Consider the following 15666-nt stretch of genomic DNA (forward strand, 5'->3'; position numbering starts at 1 on the left):
CCAGACACCCACTCTTTTGGAGCACGCCATGGGCAATCTAGGCATGACTGAAATTCTTCTGATCGGCGTCGCGCTGCTGGTCTTCTTCGGCCCATCGCGGCTGCCCGAACTGGGCAAGTCGCTGGGCAGGAGCATTCAGGAATTCAAGAAGGCCGGCCGCGAGATCACGGATTCGGCCAAGGAATCCGTCGCCCCCGAGGCGAAGGCCAAGTAGCCAGGCCGCGGGGTGGGAGAACCTGCCTGCCCGGCGTGCTGTGACATGAACCCGTCCACCCAGGAGGAATGAGGCATGAGCCAGGAACATTTCCAGGAAGACAAGGAAACAGATCAGTACACGAAGCAGGTGATCGAAAACGGACTCTCGCGCCGGAGCTTCCTGTCGCGGGCGGCCGGAGGAGCCGCCGCCGCGGGCCTATTCGGACTTTCCGGCCTGCCGGCCGTGGCCGCGGGCACCGCGAAAACCAGGGACCTGGAGGTCGCGACGAGCTCGGATGGCGGGGCGACACTCTCCTTCCTGCCCAAACCCAAGCCCATCCGCGACCGCGAGATCGCGGAGACCCTGACCTTCGATGTCGTCGTGGTCGGCGCGGGCGCCTCGGGCGTTCCGGCGGCCCTCTCGGCCGCCGAGAACGGCGCCAAGGTCGCGGTGATCCAGAAGGCGCCCTTCGCCCTCTCCCAGGGCAACACGGGATCCGGCGTCGACCTGGCCACGAGCGAGAAGGCCGGCGTCGAGGCGCTGGTCGCCAGGCTCATCGCCGACAGCAACCACCGCTGCAATCCCAAGCTCATCCGGCAGTGGGCCTACCACTCGGGCGAGGCCGTCCGGTGGGTCATCGACCGCGCCAGGCAAGGCGGATCCCCCGTCGTGGACCAGGGCAGTCCCGTCCAGCGGGCCATCCTCAAGGTCAACGGCTACGGCATGGGCTATGTCACCTCTTTCTTTGGGCCGAAGCCTTACACCACGGGCGACGGCATGCGCCACTTGGCCAAGACCGCCGAGAAAGCCGGCGTCCGGTTCTTCTACCTCATGCCTGCCGTCCAGCTGGTGCAGAACAAGGCTGGCGAAGTCATGGGCGTGATCGCCAAAGGCTCCAACGGCAAATACACGAAGTTCCTGGCCAAGAAGGGCGTGATCCTGGCCACGGGCGACTACCAGAACAACAAGGCCATGTCCGACTACTTCGTGCCCGATGTGAAGCACCTGGGTCGGAAGCAGCTCGACAAGACCGGCGACGGCTTCGCCCTGGCCTACTGGGCCGGCGGGGTCATCGAGCCCATCGGCCACACCAAGATGCTGCACGACTTCGACGCGGGGCCGGCCTCCATGTGCGACATGCCGTTCCTGGCGGTGGACCGCAAGGGCCGACGGTTCGTGAACGAGACCGTCGAGATGTCCCTGCTGAACAACTACCTCCGCGATGCGGAGAACGCCGGACACTACTCCCAGATCTTCGACTCGAACTACATGGCCCAGGCTGCGACCTGGCCGGGCAAGCTGGTCCCGCCCGAGGGCCTGAAGAACTACATGCCCGATGATCCGAGTCCCAAGAAGGGCGTGTTCGAGTCGCAGGTCAATACGCATGTGGCCGACACGATCGAAGAACTCGCCCGGAAGATCGAGGCGGATCCGGCGACCCTGGCGGCCACCGTCAAGCGCTACAACGAGGTGGTCGCCTCGGGCAAGGACAGCGATTTCGGCAAGCCCGCCGACCGCCTGATCCCGGTCGTCAAGGCACCCTTCTACGGCATCCACCGCCGGGTGCGCGTCTCGGCGATCTGCTCCGGCATGCTGGTGGACGAGAACCACCAGGCCCTCAACGCCGAGGGCAAGCCCATCAAGGGGCTGTTCCTGATCGGCAACCTCGGAGGCGGGTTCTATGGCGGGGTGGACTATCCCCTCACCGTCTTCGGCCTCTCGTTGGGACGCTGCTACACCTTCGGGTACCTCACCGGAAGGCATGTCGCAAAGCTGTAAGCCAAGCCCCCGACTTCCCCAGGGGGCCCACTCCCTGGGGAAGTCCTTCCAACGATCCATTTCAAGCTGGGGAATCGCGCTGACCGCCTCCCCAGAAGCCGCCACGATGGGAGAAGACATGAAACGCACGATTGCTCCAAAACCCGCCGCCGCACTCCTCGTCCTGCTCTTGACCGCCCTGTCCGGAGGCGGCCTCGCCGCCGCCGGGACCGCCGGGAAGGGCCAGGCTGCGCGCACCTCCAAGCATGCCGGCCAGGGGATCACCTGCGTCCAGTGCCACGGCAAGGCCGCCAAGAAATCGGCGGTCGCGATGCAGCAGTGCCTCGGTTGCCATGGTGAGACGAAGGAGCTCGCGGCTCGGACTGCCCAGGTCAAGCCGACGAATCCCCACGAGAACCGGCACTTCGGCACGGAGGCCGACTGCAACCGCTGTCACCACGAGCACATGACCTCGGAAAACCTCTGCCTCCCCTGCCACAAGTTCAATTTCAAAGTGCCTTGATCCGGCCGCTCTTCCCCAACGGATGGGCCACTCCGCTTCGGCCCGAACCACCACCCCGCCCGGCCTCCCTCGGGGCCGGGCGCTTTTCTGATCGGACCCCATGCCCGTTCCGGCCGCGCCGCCCGACAAGATGAGCTTCTGGGAGCACCTGCAGGAACTGCGGGTGCGCATCGTGCGCTCGCTCCTCATCGTGGCCGTGTGCTTCGCGGCGACCTACGCCTTCCGCTTCAAGCTCTGGATCTGGGCCCAGAAGCCCTTCCTCGACGCCATGGCCCGCCAGACCGGCAAGGCCGCCGCCGAGCTCCAGCCCTTCGCCTTCACCGATCTCACCGAGCCCTTCTTCAGCATGATGCGGCTCTCCCTTTGGGCCGCCGCCTTCCTTGCCGCGCCGCTCCTCTTCTACCAGCTCTGGGCCTTCATCCGGCCCGGCCTGCTGCCCAAGGAGCGCCGCCTCGTCATCCCCTTCGTGGTGGCGACCTCGGGCTGCTTCCTGGCCGGGTCGGTCTTCGCCTACACCCAGGCCTTCAAGTTCCTGGGCGACATCCTCTTCCAGGAAGCCGCCGCCGCCGGGCTGCGCGCCAACCTCCATGTCTCGGACTACCTCGACCTCTTCATCTCCACCACGCTCATCACCGGCGTGATGTTCGAGCTGCCCGTCCTGTTCTTCTTCCTCGCGAAGTTCCGCATCGTGACCGCCCGCCTGATGCTGAAGTACTGGCGCCACGCCACCATGGCCATCCTGATCTTCAGCGCCTTCTTCACCCCCGGCGATGTCGTCGTCACCACCATCTTCTTCAGCGTGGTCCTGCTCGGCCTCTACTTCATCTCCGTCGCCGTCGCCTGGGTCGCCGAACCCCGTCAGCCGAAATAGGCCGCACAATGGGAGGATCTCCGGAGGCTGCCGTGCGATCCCTGTTCTGTGCCGTTCTCGCCTGCCTTGCCCTGGCGGCCCAGGGACCGGGGGTGGACGAGGCGGCCCTCCGGGCCCACCTCGCGTTCCTGGCGGATGATGTGCTGGAAGGCCGGGGCACAGGACAGCGGGGCGGGGACCTGGCGGTGCGCTACCTGGAGACCCAGCTGCAGGTGCTGGGCCTTCAGCCCGCCCATGGCGCCAGCTACCGGCAGGCGGTGCGCCTCTCGGGGCTTCGGCTGGATGTTGCCGCCAGCCACCTTACCTTCACGGGGGCCAAGGGCGCCCTGACCCCGGCCCTGGGCACGGACCTCGTGATGGGCGCGGCCGCGGCGGAACAGTCCCTGGCCGTGGAGGCGCCGCTGGTGTTCGTGGGCCACGGCATCACGGCCGCCGATGGCAGCCGCGACGACTACAAGGGCCTGGATGTGCGGGGCCGCATCCTCGTCATGCTCGTGGGCGACCGGCACGCGGGGCCGCCCATGCCCCTCTGCTGCGAGCCGGAGAATCTCTACGGGCGGTGGACCTACAAGTTCGAGGAAGCCCGCCGCCGCGGGGCGGCAGGGGCCCTCTTGGTGCACACGGCCGTCTCCGCGGGCTACGGCTGGCCCGTGGTGCGGAACGGCTGGACCCAGGAGCGCTTCCAGCGGGAGGGCTCGGGCCAGTCCGGCGCGATGCAGGGGTGGATCACGGAGGCCACCGCGGTCCGGCTCTTCGCGTTGGCGGGCCGGGATTTCCGGGCGCTGGCGGCCGGAGCCGACGCCCCCGCCTTCCGCCCGGTGCCGCTGGAGGTGCAGGCCAAGGGGCGCCTCCACTCGGCGGTCCGTTCGCTGGTGCAGTGGAATGTGGCGGGCCTTCTCCCCGGTGCCGACCCCGACCTGCGGCAGGAACTGGTGATCTATTCGGCCCACTGGGACCACTTCGGCAAGGGCACGGACGGCGCCATCTATGCCGGGGCCGTGGACAACGGCACGGGCTGTGCCGCGGTGCTCGCCCTGGCGAAGGCCCTGGTCCACCAGCCCCTGAAGCGCAGCGTGATGTTCTTCTTCCCCTGCGGGGAGGAGCAGGGCCTGCTGGGGTCTTCCGCCTATGTGGCTGCGCCCCTCTGGCCGCTGGCGAAGACGGTGCTGGCCATCAACCTGGAGAGCCTCAATGTGGTGGGGCCCACGCGGGACATCGGCCTGCTGGGATCGAAGGAGCCCCGCCTCCGCAGCCTCTGCGCCCAGGCCGCCGCGGCGACGGGGCTGGTCATCACGCCCGCCAAGGCCGATCCGGCGGGGCTCTGCTTCCGCTCCGACCACTTCCCCTTCATGCAGGCGGGCGTGCCGGCCCTGTCGCCGGGCTTCTCGCTGGATGGCGGCTGGGACTACCTGGGCGACCAGGCGGCGGCCCAGGCCCGGGCGGCGGATTTCATGAACCACTACCACCGGCCCACGGATCGCTACGATCCCGCCTGGAACCTGGAGGGTCTGATGCAGCAGGTGCGCTTCGCGCTGGAGCTGGGGCGGCTGGCGGGCAGCAGACCTAGCGCCCGGTGACCACCGCGTCGCTCGCATCGGCTCCGGCCTTCACCTTGCCGTAGTCCAGCTGGCTGCCCCGCAGGCTGTGGGGGATGAGATACACCACGGCCATGGCGAGGGTCGCGGCCAGCACGGCCGCGCGGGGCCAGGCCTCGCGCCGTCGCGGCCGGGGCCCGGCGACGCAGGCGGCGAGCACCCACACGCCCCACATGAGCAGGGTCTTGTTGTCCGTCAGGTCGTAGCCCCAGGGGAAGCCCGTCCAGTAGGCCCCGAAGGCGGCCTTCTGCACGAAGGGTCCGAGGACCAGGCCCCCGAGCGTGAGACAGGCCAGCGTGACCGCCAGCAGGCGGCGCGGGGCCGACGGACCGAAGAGGGCGCCCAGTCCGGCGCGGAGGCCCACCAGCACGGCGAGGAACATCATGGACAGGTGTGCGAGGAGCAGGGGCGTCGAGACGGGCCCCTTGTAGCGCAGCACGATGGGATCGGCGGCGGGGATGCGCTGGGTGGCGCCCGGTCCGCCCAGCTCCACGGCGTATTCCACTTTTCCCGCCGGGGGCTGCTTCGGCAGGTAGCCGGCCAGCTCGGTCCGGCCCTCCTTCGACTCCCGGAGCATGGGCGTGCGGGTCCAGGGCTCCTGGGTGGGGAAGCGCCGCCACACCAGCGTCGCGGGCTGCCCGGCATCCGGAACGGCCACCCGCGCCTCGCGCACCGTCTCCTCGCTCCGGATCAGCTTGTAGGCGAGGGGCCTCCCGCCCAGGGCCACCGTGCCGCGGAGCGGATGCGTCGGACCCGTGCGCCGCTGGTAGATCACCGTGGCGGCCATGAGCACCACGGCGAGGAGCCACAGCAGGGCAGCGCGGGACCGGAGGGACGGGGCGGAAGACATATGCGACCACCCTATCGCAAGCGCCTACTTTCCTGGAAGCCTCGCCCATCGCAGCTTGGCGCTGGTGGACCGGGGATTGGCGCGCCGCTCCTCCGGCGAGGCCCGGAGGGGCTCCGGGGCGATCTCGGCATAGATCCCCTCCCGGAGCCCCTGCAGGAAGGCCTTCTTCACGCGCCGGTCCTCGCCGGAGTGGAAGGTGAGGATGGCCACCCGGCCCCCGGGGTTCATGCAGCCGGGCAGCAGGGACAGGAACTGGTCCAGCACCGTGAACTCGTCGTTCACGGCGATGCGAAGGGCCTGGAAGGTCCGCTGGAGGGCCTTCTTGGCGTCCGCTTCCTCCAGGCGCTTCGGGCGCAGGGCTTCGCGCACCCGCTCCGCCAGGTCGCGGGTGGTGCGGATGCTCTGGCCGTGGATGGCCCGGGCGATGGTTGCGGCGTGGGGCTCGTCCGCGTTCTCCACCAGCAGGTCGGCCAGGGTCTGCTCGTCCAAGGTGGCCAGCAGATCGGCGGCGGATTTGCCGCGCTGGGGGTTGAGCCGCAGGTCCAGCGGCCCTTCCGCCTTCCAGGTGAACCCCCGGGCGGGGTTGTCGATCTGCATGGAGGACACGCCGAGGTCCGCCAGCACCAGATCGAAACCGCCGGCTTCGGCCTTCAGGCGCGGCAGCCCGGCGAAGTTCATGCGGCGCGCCGTGAACGCCTCCTCCCCGAAGCCCAACTCCCGCAGCCGGGCCTCCGTGCGCGGCAGTTCCAGCGGGTCCACATCCACGCCGAAGAGGTGGCCCCCCGGCAGGAGCTGCGGCAGGATCTCCCGGGCGTGCCCCCCGTAGCCCAGGGTGGCGTCCAGGGCCACCTCGCCGGGCATCGGCTCCAGCACCGCCAGGATCTCCGCGACCATGATCGAGCGATGCGTCCCGGCCGGCGTGTGCCCCCGGGCCATCACCTTCTCCAGCTCGCCCGCGTGGCGATCCGGCGCCAGTTCCTTGTATTTCTCCTCGAAGCGCCGCGGATGGGTGCCCTTGTAGCGGGGCCGGCGCGGGCGTGGGAGGTCGTCAGGGCTCATGGACGCATGGTAGCCGTGCGGTGCGTCCCGGGCCAAAACGGGATCAGGGCCGGTCGGCGTCAGGCCGGTCCAAAAAAAACGCCACCTTCGATCAAGTGCTATATATTTTACCTAAGCATCATCAAAAAAGACAGGTGGACCATGACCCTCAAGTGGACTTCCATCCTTCTCCTGGTCGCAGGGCTCCTGCTGCAGTCCTGCGGGGGCGGTGGAGGTGGCGGGTCCACTTCCGGAGGGACGGGCGCCACGCCCGGTGACACCACCAAGCCCGTGGTCGTCTCCACCAACCCCTCCAACTTCGGGACGGGGATTCCGGTCAACGCGGTCATCACCGCCACCTTCAGCGAAGCGGTGGATTCCTCCACGCCAGCCTCAGCCTTCACCCTCGCCCAGGGGTCGGCGCCTGTCGCCGGGACGGTCGCCTTCACCGGCGGCACGGCCACCTTCACGCCCGCCGCCAGGCTCGGTAACAGCCTGACCTACACGGCCACCCTGTCGACCAGCCTCCGGGATCTCGCCGGAAACACCCTGGCCAGCCCCTTCACCTGGAGCTTCATCACCAGCGACTGCAACGCCATCACCCTGGCCAAGCAGTTCAACCTGGGGGCCGTGGTCGGCGGGGTCGGATTCAAGGCCCTGGCCACGGATGGGACCTCCATCTACCTGTGGACCCAGGCGGATTTCACCGCCACCGTCGGCACCATCTTCAAGATCGATCCCATCAGCGGCCAGATCCTCAGCACCACGAATGTCCCGCTGGTGCCCATGTCGCCCAACAGCACCCCCAACGGCATCCAGTTCGTGGCCGACATCACCTGGCACAACGGCGCGCTCTGGGCCACCGGCACCTACATCGGCCCGGGGGGGACCTTCCCCCAGGCGGTCTTCCGCATCAACCTGGCCACGGGCCTGGCCGAAAATCCGATTCCGGTCTCTGCCGGACTCACCGGAGAGGTGACCATCCTGCAGGGCCTGGCCAGTGATGGCACGAACCTCTATGTCGCCATGGATCGGGAACAGCAGACGACCGTACCGCCTCATCTCATCGTCAAGTTCAATCCGGCCACCAGCCCGAAGATCCCCCTGTCCCCGGCCCTGGTCACCACGACCGGCCAGGCCACGCGCCTGGATTACGGCGGCGGGGCCCTGTGGGTCTTCAACAATCCGAACTTCCAGAAGAACGATCCGGGGACCGGGGCGATCCTGGCCTCCTACTGCAAGACCGACGGCGGGGCCAACATCCTCTATCTGAACGGGTCCATCTGGTCCATCAAGGACACCGTTCTGATGGCCTACACGCTGCCCTGATCCGGCTGCACCGGCCTCGTCCGTCCATGCGGGCGGGGCTACTCTTCAAGGATGGATGTTCCTGCCTTCACCTACCGTCCCCTCGGGTTCGTGCGCTCGCCCTACGCGAAGCGCATCGATGCTCCGCACCAGCCCACGGTCGTGGCGGGTACGGAAACGGGCGCTCCCGCGGAGGCCACGCTGGAGCTGGACCCCGCGTTTCCGGAAACCGTGCTGCGCGATCTGGAGGGCTTCGAGCGCATCTGGCTCATCTTCGCCTTTCATCTGAGCGAGGGCTGGGCACCGCTGGTGCAGCCGCCCCGGGGCCCGAAGGCAAAGCGCGGCGTGCTGGCCACGCGGTCGCCCCACCGGCCCAACCCCATCGGCCTCTCCTGCGTGGAGCTGGTGGGCATCGAAGGACGCACCCTCCGCCTGCGGGGCGTGGACCTGCTGGACGGCACACCGGTGCTGGACCTGAAGCCCTATGTGCCCTACGCCGATGCCTTCCCCGGGGCCCGCGCCGGCTGGATCGATGCGGTGGATGAGGCCACGGGCCAGCACTCGGCGCCGGGCCCGAAGCGGCCGCGGCGCGCTTGACGGGGTGGGGGTGCCAGTCCACCCTACGGAAGCTTCCACGCGCCCATCACCCCATAGGAGCCTCCCATGGCCTCGGTTTCGGTCTCGCTCACGCAACTTTGGTTGCCGATCCTCCTCGCCGCCGTCTTCGTCTTCGTGGCCAGCAGCCTCGTCCACATGGTGTTGAAGTGGCACAACTCGGACTACCGCGCCCTGGAAAACGAGGACGAGGTCCGCGCGGCGATCCGCAAGAGCTCGCCCACTCCCGGCCAGTATGTGATTCCCCACTGCCCCGGCATGAAGGACATGGAGAAGCCGGAAATCCAGCAGAAGTACCAGGAGGGTCCGGTGGGTTTTCTGGTTCTGAGCCCCAACGGGATGCCGGCCATGGGCAAGGCCCTCGGCCTCTGGTTCGTCTATGCCCTCGTCGTGGCCTTCATGGCCGCCTATGTGGCCTCCCGCACGCTGGCGCCCGGAACCCACTACCTGCAGGTGTTTCGCGTCGTGGGGGCCGTCTCCTTCCTCACCTACGCCGGCGGCAGCGTGCAGATGGGCATCTGGATGGGCAAGCCCTGGCGCAGCGTGGTGAAGGATCTGGTCGATGGCCTGATCTACGGCCTGGTGAGCGCGGGGGCCTTCGGCTGGCTCTGGCCGCGCTGAATCGCCGGGTCCCATGGAATCCGGTTCACGCGATGCCTATGGGCGCCTCTCGTACCGCGGCCTCATCGCCTGGCCCGAGCGCCTGAAGCGCGAGGAGCCTCTCTTCCGGCGGGTGCTGGAAGCGGCGCCCTCGCGCCGGGTGCTGGATCTGGGCTGCGGCACCGGCGAGCACGCCCGCTTCCTGGCTTCCCTCGGGTTCGAGCCCACGGGCGTGGACGCCTCCCCCTCCCAGGTGGAGGCCGCGCGGCTGGCCGATCCCGGGGGACGCTATGTGCAGGGCAGCCTCACGGCCTTGCCTGGCCTGGTGGAACCCGGCTTCGGGGCGGCGCTCTGCGTGGGCAACACCCTGCCGCATCTCACGGAAGCGGACGATCTGCGGCGCTGCTTCACCGGCCTCGCCAGCCGGCTCCTCCCGGGCGGCCGCTTCCTGCTCCAGACCCTGAACTACGACCGCATCCTGGATCGGGGCGAACGGACCTTCCCCGTGATGGTGCGGCCCGGCGAGGAGGGCGCCGAGACGGTCTTCCTCCGCCTGATGACCCCCCAGCCCGACGGGCGGATCACCTTCACCCCCGCGACGCTGCGCTGGCGGCCGGGCACGGGGGCGCCCCTGGAGCTGGTGTCCGCCGAGGAAATCCAGCTGCGGGGCTGGCGTCGCGCCGAGGTGGAGGCCCTGCTGCAGGAGTCGGGATTCGAGGTGCGGGAAGTCCTGGGCACGATGACCGGAGAGTCCTGGAGCCCGGCCTCGCCGGACCTGGTGGTGCTGGCCCAGATCTGACCCGGGCCTGACTCAGCCCCGACTCAGGCCCCGACTCAGGCCCCGACTCAGGCCCCGACTCAGGCCTTGGGGATCACATGGAACATCACCCCGAAGACATGGCAGGCGCTGCCGGCCATGACGAACAGGTGCCAGAGGGCGTGATGGAAGGGCAGCTTCTCCATGCTGTAGACGGCGGCGCCGGCGCTGTAGAAGAAGCCCCCGGCGAAGAGCCAGTAGAGGCCGTGGGTGGGCAGGGCCCGCGCCAGGGGCGCGGCGGCGATGACGATGAGCCAGCCCATCAGCAGGTAGATGACCGTGGAGACCCAGCCCATGCGTTTCACGAACGCGGAGTTGAGGTCCGGGCTCCCGGGCAGGGCATGCAGGTGGTCCACCGGCGGAGGGAGGAAGGCCACGCGGGCCAGCCGGCGGTAGAAGATGCTCTTGAAGGTGATGCCGAGGACCGCCAGCCCCCAGATCAGGCCGAACAGGGTCCAGCCCCAGGCCCCAGGGAGCACCGAGAGGCAGAAGGGCGTGTAGGTCCCCGCGATGAGCGTGAAGATGGCCGAGTGGTCGAAGACCTTGAAGACCAGCTTCACCTTGGGGCCGCGGAAGGCGTGGTACAGCGTGGACATGAGGTAGAGCAGGATCAGCGTGGATCCGAAGATCGACACGCCCACCACATCCCGGGCCGTGCCCCGGATCGCGGCGAAGACCACCATCACCACCAGCGCCGCGATGGACAAGGCCGCGCCCAGGCCGTGCGTGAGGCTGTTGGCCAGCTCCTCTCCGGGCGTCTGGGGGGTGGAGCCGTGGATGGAAGCCATGCGGGACATGGCTCCAAGGATGACAGACTCTAGGGAGCATCTCCTGGAGCTTCCGTGCGCATTCCTCTGATCCTCTCGCTGCTCCTCGCGCTGGCGGCCTCGGCCCAGGCTCCCGCCGGCAGGCCGAGGGGCGGGGTGGTGAGCCAGGAGCGGCTGGCCTCGGAGGCCGGGGCCCAGGTGCTGCGGGAGGGCGGCTCCGCGGTGGATGCAGCCGTGGCCACGGCCTTCGCGCTGGCGGTGGTGCACCCGGCGGCAGGCAACCTGGGCGGCGGGGGCTTCCTGCTGTCGAGGTCGGCTGGAGGCCGGTCCTCATTCGTGGATTTCCGGGAGACGGCGCCGGCCGCGGCCCATCCCCGCATGTGGCAGAAGGAGGGCGCCTACGACGAGGTCCGGCACCACCAGAGCCTGGCGGCCGTGGGCGTTCCCGGCACCGTGGCGGGCCTGCGGGAGGCCTGGAAGCGGGAAGGCCGTCTGCCCTGGGCGCGCCTGCTGCGGCCCGCCATCCGCCTGGCCCGGGAGGGCTTCGTGCTGACGGAGAACCAGGCCGCCAGCCTGGCGGAGCAGCTGCCCGCCTTTCATTCCCATGCGCCCACCCTGGCCCAGTTCAGCCGGAAGGGCGAGCCGTACCGGGCCGGAGACCGGCTGGTGCAGCGGGATCTGGCCCGCACCCTGGCCCGCCTGTCGAAGGACTGGACGGAGTTCTACCGGGGCCGCACCGCCGCGCTCATCGTGCGCGACATGAAGGCGGGGGGCGGCCTGATCACGGCCTCGGATCTGCGGGCCTACCGGCCCGTGCGGCGCGAGCCTCTGCGGGGGACCTACCGCGGCCTCGAGCTGCTCGCCGCGCCGCCGCCCAGCTCCGGCGGCCAGGTGCTGATCGAGACCTTGAACATGCTCGAGGGCTACGACCTGAAGGCCTTGGGCGCCGGGTCCCCGGCGGCGATCCATCTGGCCGCCGAGGCCCTGCGCCGCGCCTTCGCCGATCGGGCCCAGCACCTCGGCGATCCGGCCTTCAATCCGGAGCTCCCGCTGGCCCGGCTGCTCTCCAAGGCCCATGCCGCGGAGCTGCGGGCGACGATCTCGCTGGAACGGGCGTCGGCATCGGCGCCGGACCGCTTCACCTGGCCGAAGGACCGCCCCGACACCACGCACCTTTCCGTCGTCGACCGCCAGGGGAATGCCGTGAGCCTCACCTACACCCTGGAGGACAGCTACGGCCTGAAGCGCATCGTGCCGGGCGCGGGCTTCCTGCTCAACAACGAGCTGGGCGATTTCAACGCCGCCCCGGGCCTGACGGACGCCACGGGCCGCATCGGCACGGCGCCGAATCTCGCCCAACCCGGGAAGCGGCCCCTGTCCAGCATGTGTCCCGTGATCCTGGTGCAGGCTGGCGCGGTGTTCATGGTGAGCGGCAGCCCCGGGGGGCGCACCATCCCCAGCACGGTGCTGAACACGGTACTCCAGGTCGTGGATTTCGGCCAGGACGCTCGCGCCGCGGTGGACGCGCCGCGCTTCCACCACCAGTGGCTGCCGGATCGCCTCCAGGTGGAAGCGGATCTGCCGACCGCCACCAGGGAAGGCCTGAAGGCGAGAGGACATGTCCTCAAGGAAGTGGCGAGGCAGGGCTGCGCCCAGGTGATCCTCGTGAAGGACGGGATCGCCCGGGGCGCGGCAGATGCGAAGCGCTGGCCCGACAGCGGCGTGGCGACTGAATAGGACTGGCCTGGAGACCCGTCCTAGGCGACGGCGCCCTTCTCCTTGAGGAAGGCGCCCAGGGCCATGTCCTCGCCCTGGATGTGCTTGACCAGCCAGTCCTCGAGGAAGCTCAGGACGGACGAGGTGAGGACCACCTTGCCGGCCTGGTAGTTCGCGATGAGGTCGCCGACCTCCTTCACGAGATCCGCGTGGATGGCGCAGTGGGTGTTGGTGCCGGGATAGCGGTGGGCGATCATCATGCGCTCCTCGCCCTTGAAGTGCTCCACGGTGTAGTCCTTCAGGAAGAGCAGGGTCTTCTCGATCTCATCCTTGCCCTTGCCCTGCTTCATCGCGGCGTGCAGCCGGTTCAGCGCCTCCACGAGGGAGCGGTGCTCCGAATCGATCTTGGCGTGACCGACTTCCAGGGTGGGACGCCATTCCATGTAGGCCATGTGCTTTGCTCCATTGGTCCAGGTGCCCGCTCCGGCGGGGCGGAGGTCAGGTTATTCGGAGGACCCGATGGAAACCTAGTATTTGGATACCAGGATGTGATTTATGTCATAAGGCGCAGCAATGCTGCTTTTGGATGTGAAATTTTCGTGAACGGGGTGACTTCCGCGTGACTCCGGATGCCCTAGGAGCCGGACTCGCCCTTCAGGTGGCGATCGAACCAGCGGAGCATCTCCCACAGGGTGTGCTCGATGGATTCGCGGGCGATGTAGCCGTGGCTTTCGAGGGGCAAGGTGACATAGCGGACCGTCTGTCCGTTGCCCTTCAACGCCGCGTAGAGCCGTTCGCTCTGCATGGGGAAGGTGCCGGAGTTGTTGTCGGCCTCGCCATGGATGAGCAGGATCGGCGCGTTGAACTTGTTGGCCGCCATGAAGGGCGACACCTTCAGGTACATCTCCGGCGCTTCCCACAGGGTGCGGCGCTCACTCTGGAACCCGAAGGGGGTGAGCGTGCGGTTGTAGGCGCCGCTGCGGGCGATGCCCGCCCGGAAGAGGGTCGAGTGCGCGAGCAGGTTGGCGGTCATGAAGGCGCCATAGCTGTGGCCGCCCACGCCCACGCGCTTGGGATCGATGACGCCCAGCTCGTCCGCCTTGTCGATGGCGGCCTTGGCGCTGGCCACCACCTGGTCGAGGTAGGTGTCGTTCACGGTCTGGGGATCCCCCACGACGGGCATGGTGGTGTTGTCCAGCACCACATAGCCCGACAGCAGGAAGAAGAGGTGGGACATGCCGCCGAGGGTCGTGAAGCGGTCGGTGGAACCGCTCACCTGGCCCGCGGTGGCGGCGTCGGTGAACTCCATCGGGTAGGCCCAGATCACGGCGGGGCGGCGCTCGCCGGCCCTGTAATCGGGCGGCAGGTACATCGTGAAGCTGAGGGCCACGCCATCGGGCCGCGTGTACTTCACGAGCTTCTTCTGGATCTTCCGGAGGTCGGGCAGGGGATCTGCGAAGGCCGTCAAGGCCCTCGCCCCGGTGCCGTGAAGCACATAATTCGGGGCTTCGCTGGGGCTCTCGCGGCGGGTGATGAAGCGGCCGTCCGCCAGCAGGGCCGCGGGAGACTCGAAGACGCCTTCGCCGCAGTGGAAGAGCCGTTCGGCCTTCAGCGTCGTGGGGTCGAAGCGGTCCAGGAAGGGGCGGTCGCCCGCGGCCGTGGCGCCGGATCCGGTGAGGAACAGGGCGCTGCCCAGCTGCCGGAGGGCCATGTGCCCGTTGGGCAGCAGGCGCTGGGCGAAGGTCCCGGGATCGCGGTATCTGTCGTTGCTGCTGAGGTCGAAGGCCAGGCGGGCTTCGGCGGGCTTGGACGGGTCCAGCAGCCAGGTCCGGGTCCAGCGGCGATCGCGCTCGTACTCCCGCACCACGGCCAGGCGGCCGCCCTCGCCCCAGTCCAGGCCGCTGAGCCGGGCCTTGAGGCGGAGCCACTCCGTGGGCGCGGTCTGGAAGGGCGCGGCCTGCAGGAGGAGGCGGTCGCGGAAGTCGGCCTTGCGCTTGGGATCCCCGCCGTCCAGGGCCTCGACCCAGGCCAGCGTGGCGGGTTCCGTGGGCCGCCAGTGGAGACGGCGGGGGCCCGTGCGCACGCCCTCGAGGGGGATGCCCTCGGCCAGGGGCAGGTCCGCGGCCGTGTGGACGAGCGCGCCGCCGCGATCCCAGACTTCCTCGCGCACCGGAAACTGCGAGGCCGGCACCAGGAAGGAGAAGGGCCGCCGGAGCCGCGCCACGAGGATCCATTGCCCGCCGGGCGCGGGCTGCACCTGGGCGTAGAGGCCCGGCTTGCCGAGGGGCGTGGCCGTGCCGCTGGTCAGGTTCACGCGCACCAGTTGGGACTGGCCGAGGAACTCGAAGAGGGTCTCGTCATGGGCGTTCTGGAGCAGATCCTGGTAGGTGGGGGCGGGGGCGGCCTTGCCCTCGTTCTCCTGGATGCGCGGTCCCACCGGCACCTCGGGGGCCCGGGGCACGGGGCCCTGGCCGGCGGGCACGGCCTTGCAGAGCAGGCTGCCGTCCGGCAGCCAGTCCAGGGGATCGCCCAGCGTGGCGTTCAGCTTCAGGCCCTCGATCCGGTGGAGCTTGCCGGTGCCGGCCTCGCCCACCCACAGCTCCGTGGCGTCCGCCGTGGTCCCGAGCAGCACGAAGCGGGTGCCGTCCGGCGACCAGCGGGGCTGGCCCAGCAGGATGCCCGGGGGCAGGGCGATGGGCCGGGCGGGCCCGCCTTTCAGATCCTGGATGGCCAGGGCTTTCAGCCGCGTCGGGTTGTGGGGCCCCCGGGTCCGCGGATTCAGCCGCAGCCCGGCCAGCCGGACCATGGGTTGGGCGAGGTCCTTGATGGGGGGATGGCGGGCGACCTCGGCGAGCAGGAAGCGGTCCCCCGCCGGACTCGCAAGGAGGGTGGGCGTTCCGGGAGCGTCGAGGACGGCCTGGATGGCCTTGGGCGCCTTCTGGTAGGGCGCCGGCTGGGCGACCAGGGCGAGGCTCAGGAAAGGCGCGAGGGATCGCAACATGCTCGGCTCCG

The 15666-nt window shown here is 69.2% G+C and carries 15 protein-coding genes; 10 read left to right on the plus strand and 5 right to left on the minus strand.

Annotation, left to right across the window (positions count from 1 at the left end):
- The first annotated feature begins 28 nt into the window (after positions 1–28).
- The 5 genes from QUD34_RS02925 to QUD34_RS02945 all read left to right on the plus strand — a co-directional run bounded on the left by QUD34_RS02925 (position 29) and on the right by QUD34_RS02945 (position 4925).
- Positions 29–214: a twin-arginine translocase TatA/TatE family subunit gene (locus QUD34_RS02925; protein ID WP_286355099.1), complete on the plus strand. Its 186-nt coding sequence runs from the start codon at positions 29–31 to the stop codon at positions 212–214.
- 75 nt (positions 215–289) lie between these two features.
- Positions 290–1975, plus strand: coding sequence for an FAD-dependent oxidoreductase (locus QUD34_RS02930; protein ID WP_286355100.1), 1686 nt, complete (start codon positions 290–292; stop codon positions 1973–1975).
- 118 nt (positions 1976–2093) lie between these two features.
- Positions 2094–2477, plus strand: coding sequence for a cytochrome c3 family protein (locus QUD34_RS02935; RefSeq protein ID WP_286355101.1), 384 nt, complete (start codon positions 2094–2096; stop codon positions 2475–2477).
- Positions 2478–2577: 100 nt separating this feature from the next.
- Positions 2578–3348, plus strand: coding sequence for a twin-arginine translocase subunit TatC (tatC, locus tag QUD34_RS02940; protein WP_286355102.1), 771 nt, complete (start codon positions 2578–2580; stop codon positions 3346–3348).
- 32 nt (positions 3349–3380) lie between these two features.
- Positions 3381–4925 carry a M28 family peptidase gene (locus QUD34_RS02945; protein WP_286355103.1) on the plus strand — a complete coding sequence of 515 codons (1545 nt, stop codon included), beginning with the start codon at positions 3381–3383 and terminating at the stop codon, positions 4923–4925.
- Here the strand turns inward: QUD34_RS02945 and QUD34_RS02950 are convergent.
- Both QUD34_RS02950 and rsmH read right to left on the minus strand, forming a co-directional pair.
- Positions 4912–5793, minus strand: a complete 882-nt coding sequence (locus tag QUD34_RS02950) for a hypothetical protein (protein WP_286355104.1) — start codon at positions 5791–5793, stop codon at positions 4912–4914. The two genes, QUD34_RS02945 and QUD34_RS02950, sit on opposite strands and share 14 nt — an antisense overlap.
- Before the next feature lie 24 nt (positions 5794–5817).
- Positions 5818–6852 (minus strand): 16S rRNA (cytosine(1402)-N(4))-methyltransferase RsmH, encoded by a 1035-nt coding sequence (gene rsmH / locus QUD34_RS02955; RefSeq protein WP_286355105.1) that lies wholly within the window; start codon positions 6850–6852, stop codon positions 5818–5820.
- Between the two features lie 141 nt (positions 6853–6993).
- Here rsmH and QUD34_RS02960 point away from each other — a divergent pair, with 141 nt between their 5' ends.
- The 4 genes from QUD34_RS02960 to QUD34_RS02975 all read left to right on the plus strand — a co-directional run bounded on the left by QUD34_RS02960 (position 6994) and on the right by QUD34_RS02975 (position 10153).
- Entirely contained in the window at positions 6994–8160 is a 1167-nt protein-coding gene (locus QUD34_RS02960) for an Ig-like domain-containing domain (RefSeq protein ID WP_286355106.1), read from the plus strand.
- A 51-nt stretch (positions 8161–8211) separates the two neighbouring features.
- Positions 8212–8736 carry a tRNA (N6-threonylcarbamoyladenosine(37)-N6)-methyltransferase TrmO gene (gene tsaA / locus QUD34_RS02965; protein ID WP_286355107.1) on the plus strand — a complete coding sequence of 175 codons (525 nt, stop codon included), beginning with the start codon at positions 8212–8214 and terminating at the stop codon, positions 8734–8736.
- Positions 8737–8802: 66 nt separating this feature from the next.
- Positions 8803–9375 (plus strand): hypothetical protein, encoded by a 573-nt coding sequence (locus tag QUD34_RS02970; protein ID WP_286355108.1) that lies wholly within the window; start codon positions 8803–8805, stop codon positions 9373–9375.
- Between the two features lie 13 nt (positions 9376–9388).
- A complete protein-coding gene (locus tag QUD34_RS02975) occupies positions 9389–10153 on the plus strand; it encodes a class I SAM-dependent methyltransferase (protein WP_286355109.1) in 765 nt (254 codons plus the stop codon).
- 59 nt (positions 10154–10212) lie between these two features.
- On the opposite strand, the gene trhA is transcribed toward QUD34_RS02975, so the two are convergent.
- Entirely contained in the window at positions 10213–10968 is a 756-nt protein-coding gene (gene trhA / locus QUD34_RS02980; RefSeq protein ID WP_286355110.1) for a PAQR family membrane homeostasis protein TrhA, read from the minus strand.
- A 45-nt stretch (positions 10969–11013) separates the two neighbouring features.
- Between trhA and ggt the strand changes: the two genes are divergently transcribed.
- Positions 11014–12675, plus strand: a complete 1662-nt coding sequence (ggt, locus tag QUD34_RS02985) for a gamma-glutamyltransferase (RefSeq protein WP_286355111.1) — start codon at positions 11014–11016, stop codon at positions 12673–12675.
- Positions 12676–12695: 20 nt separating this feature from the next.
- Here the strand turns inward: ggt and QUD34_RS02990 are convergent, their stop codons facing one another.
- Positions 12696–13106, minus strand: coding sequence for a bacteriohemerythrin (locus tag QUD34_RS02990; RefSeq protein ID WP_286355112.1), 411 nt, complete (start codon positions 13104–13106; stop codon positions 12696–12698).
- A 182-nt stretch (positions 13107–13288) separates the two neighbouring features.
- Positions 13289–15655 carry a S9 family peptidase gene (locus QUD34_RS02995; protein ID WP_286355113.1) on the minus strand — a complete coding sequence of 789 codons (2367 nt, stop codon included), beginning with the start codon at positions 15653–15655 and terminating at the stop codon, positions 13289–13291.
- Positions 15656–15666: the final 11 nt, after the last annotated feature.

This window comes from Geothrix oryzae (assembly GCF_030295385.1).
GTDB lineage: Bacteria > Acidobacteriota > Holophagae > Holophagales > Holophagaceae > Geothrix > Geothrix oryzae.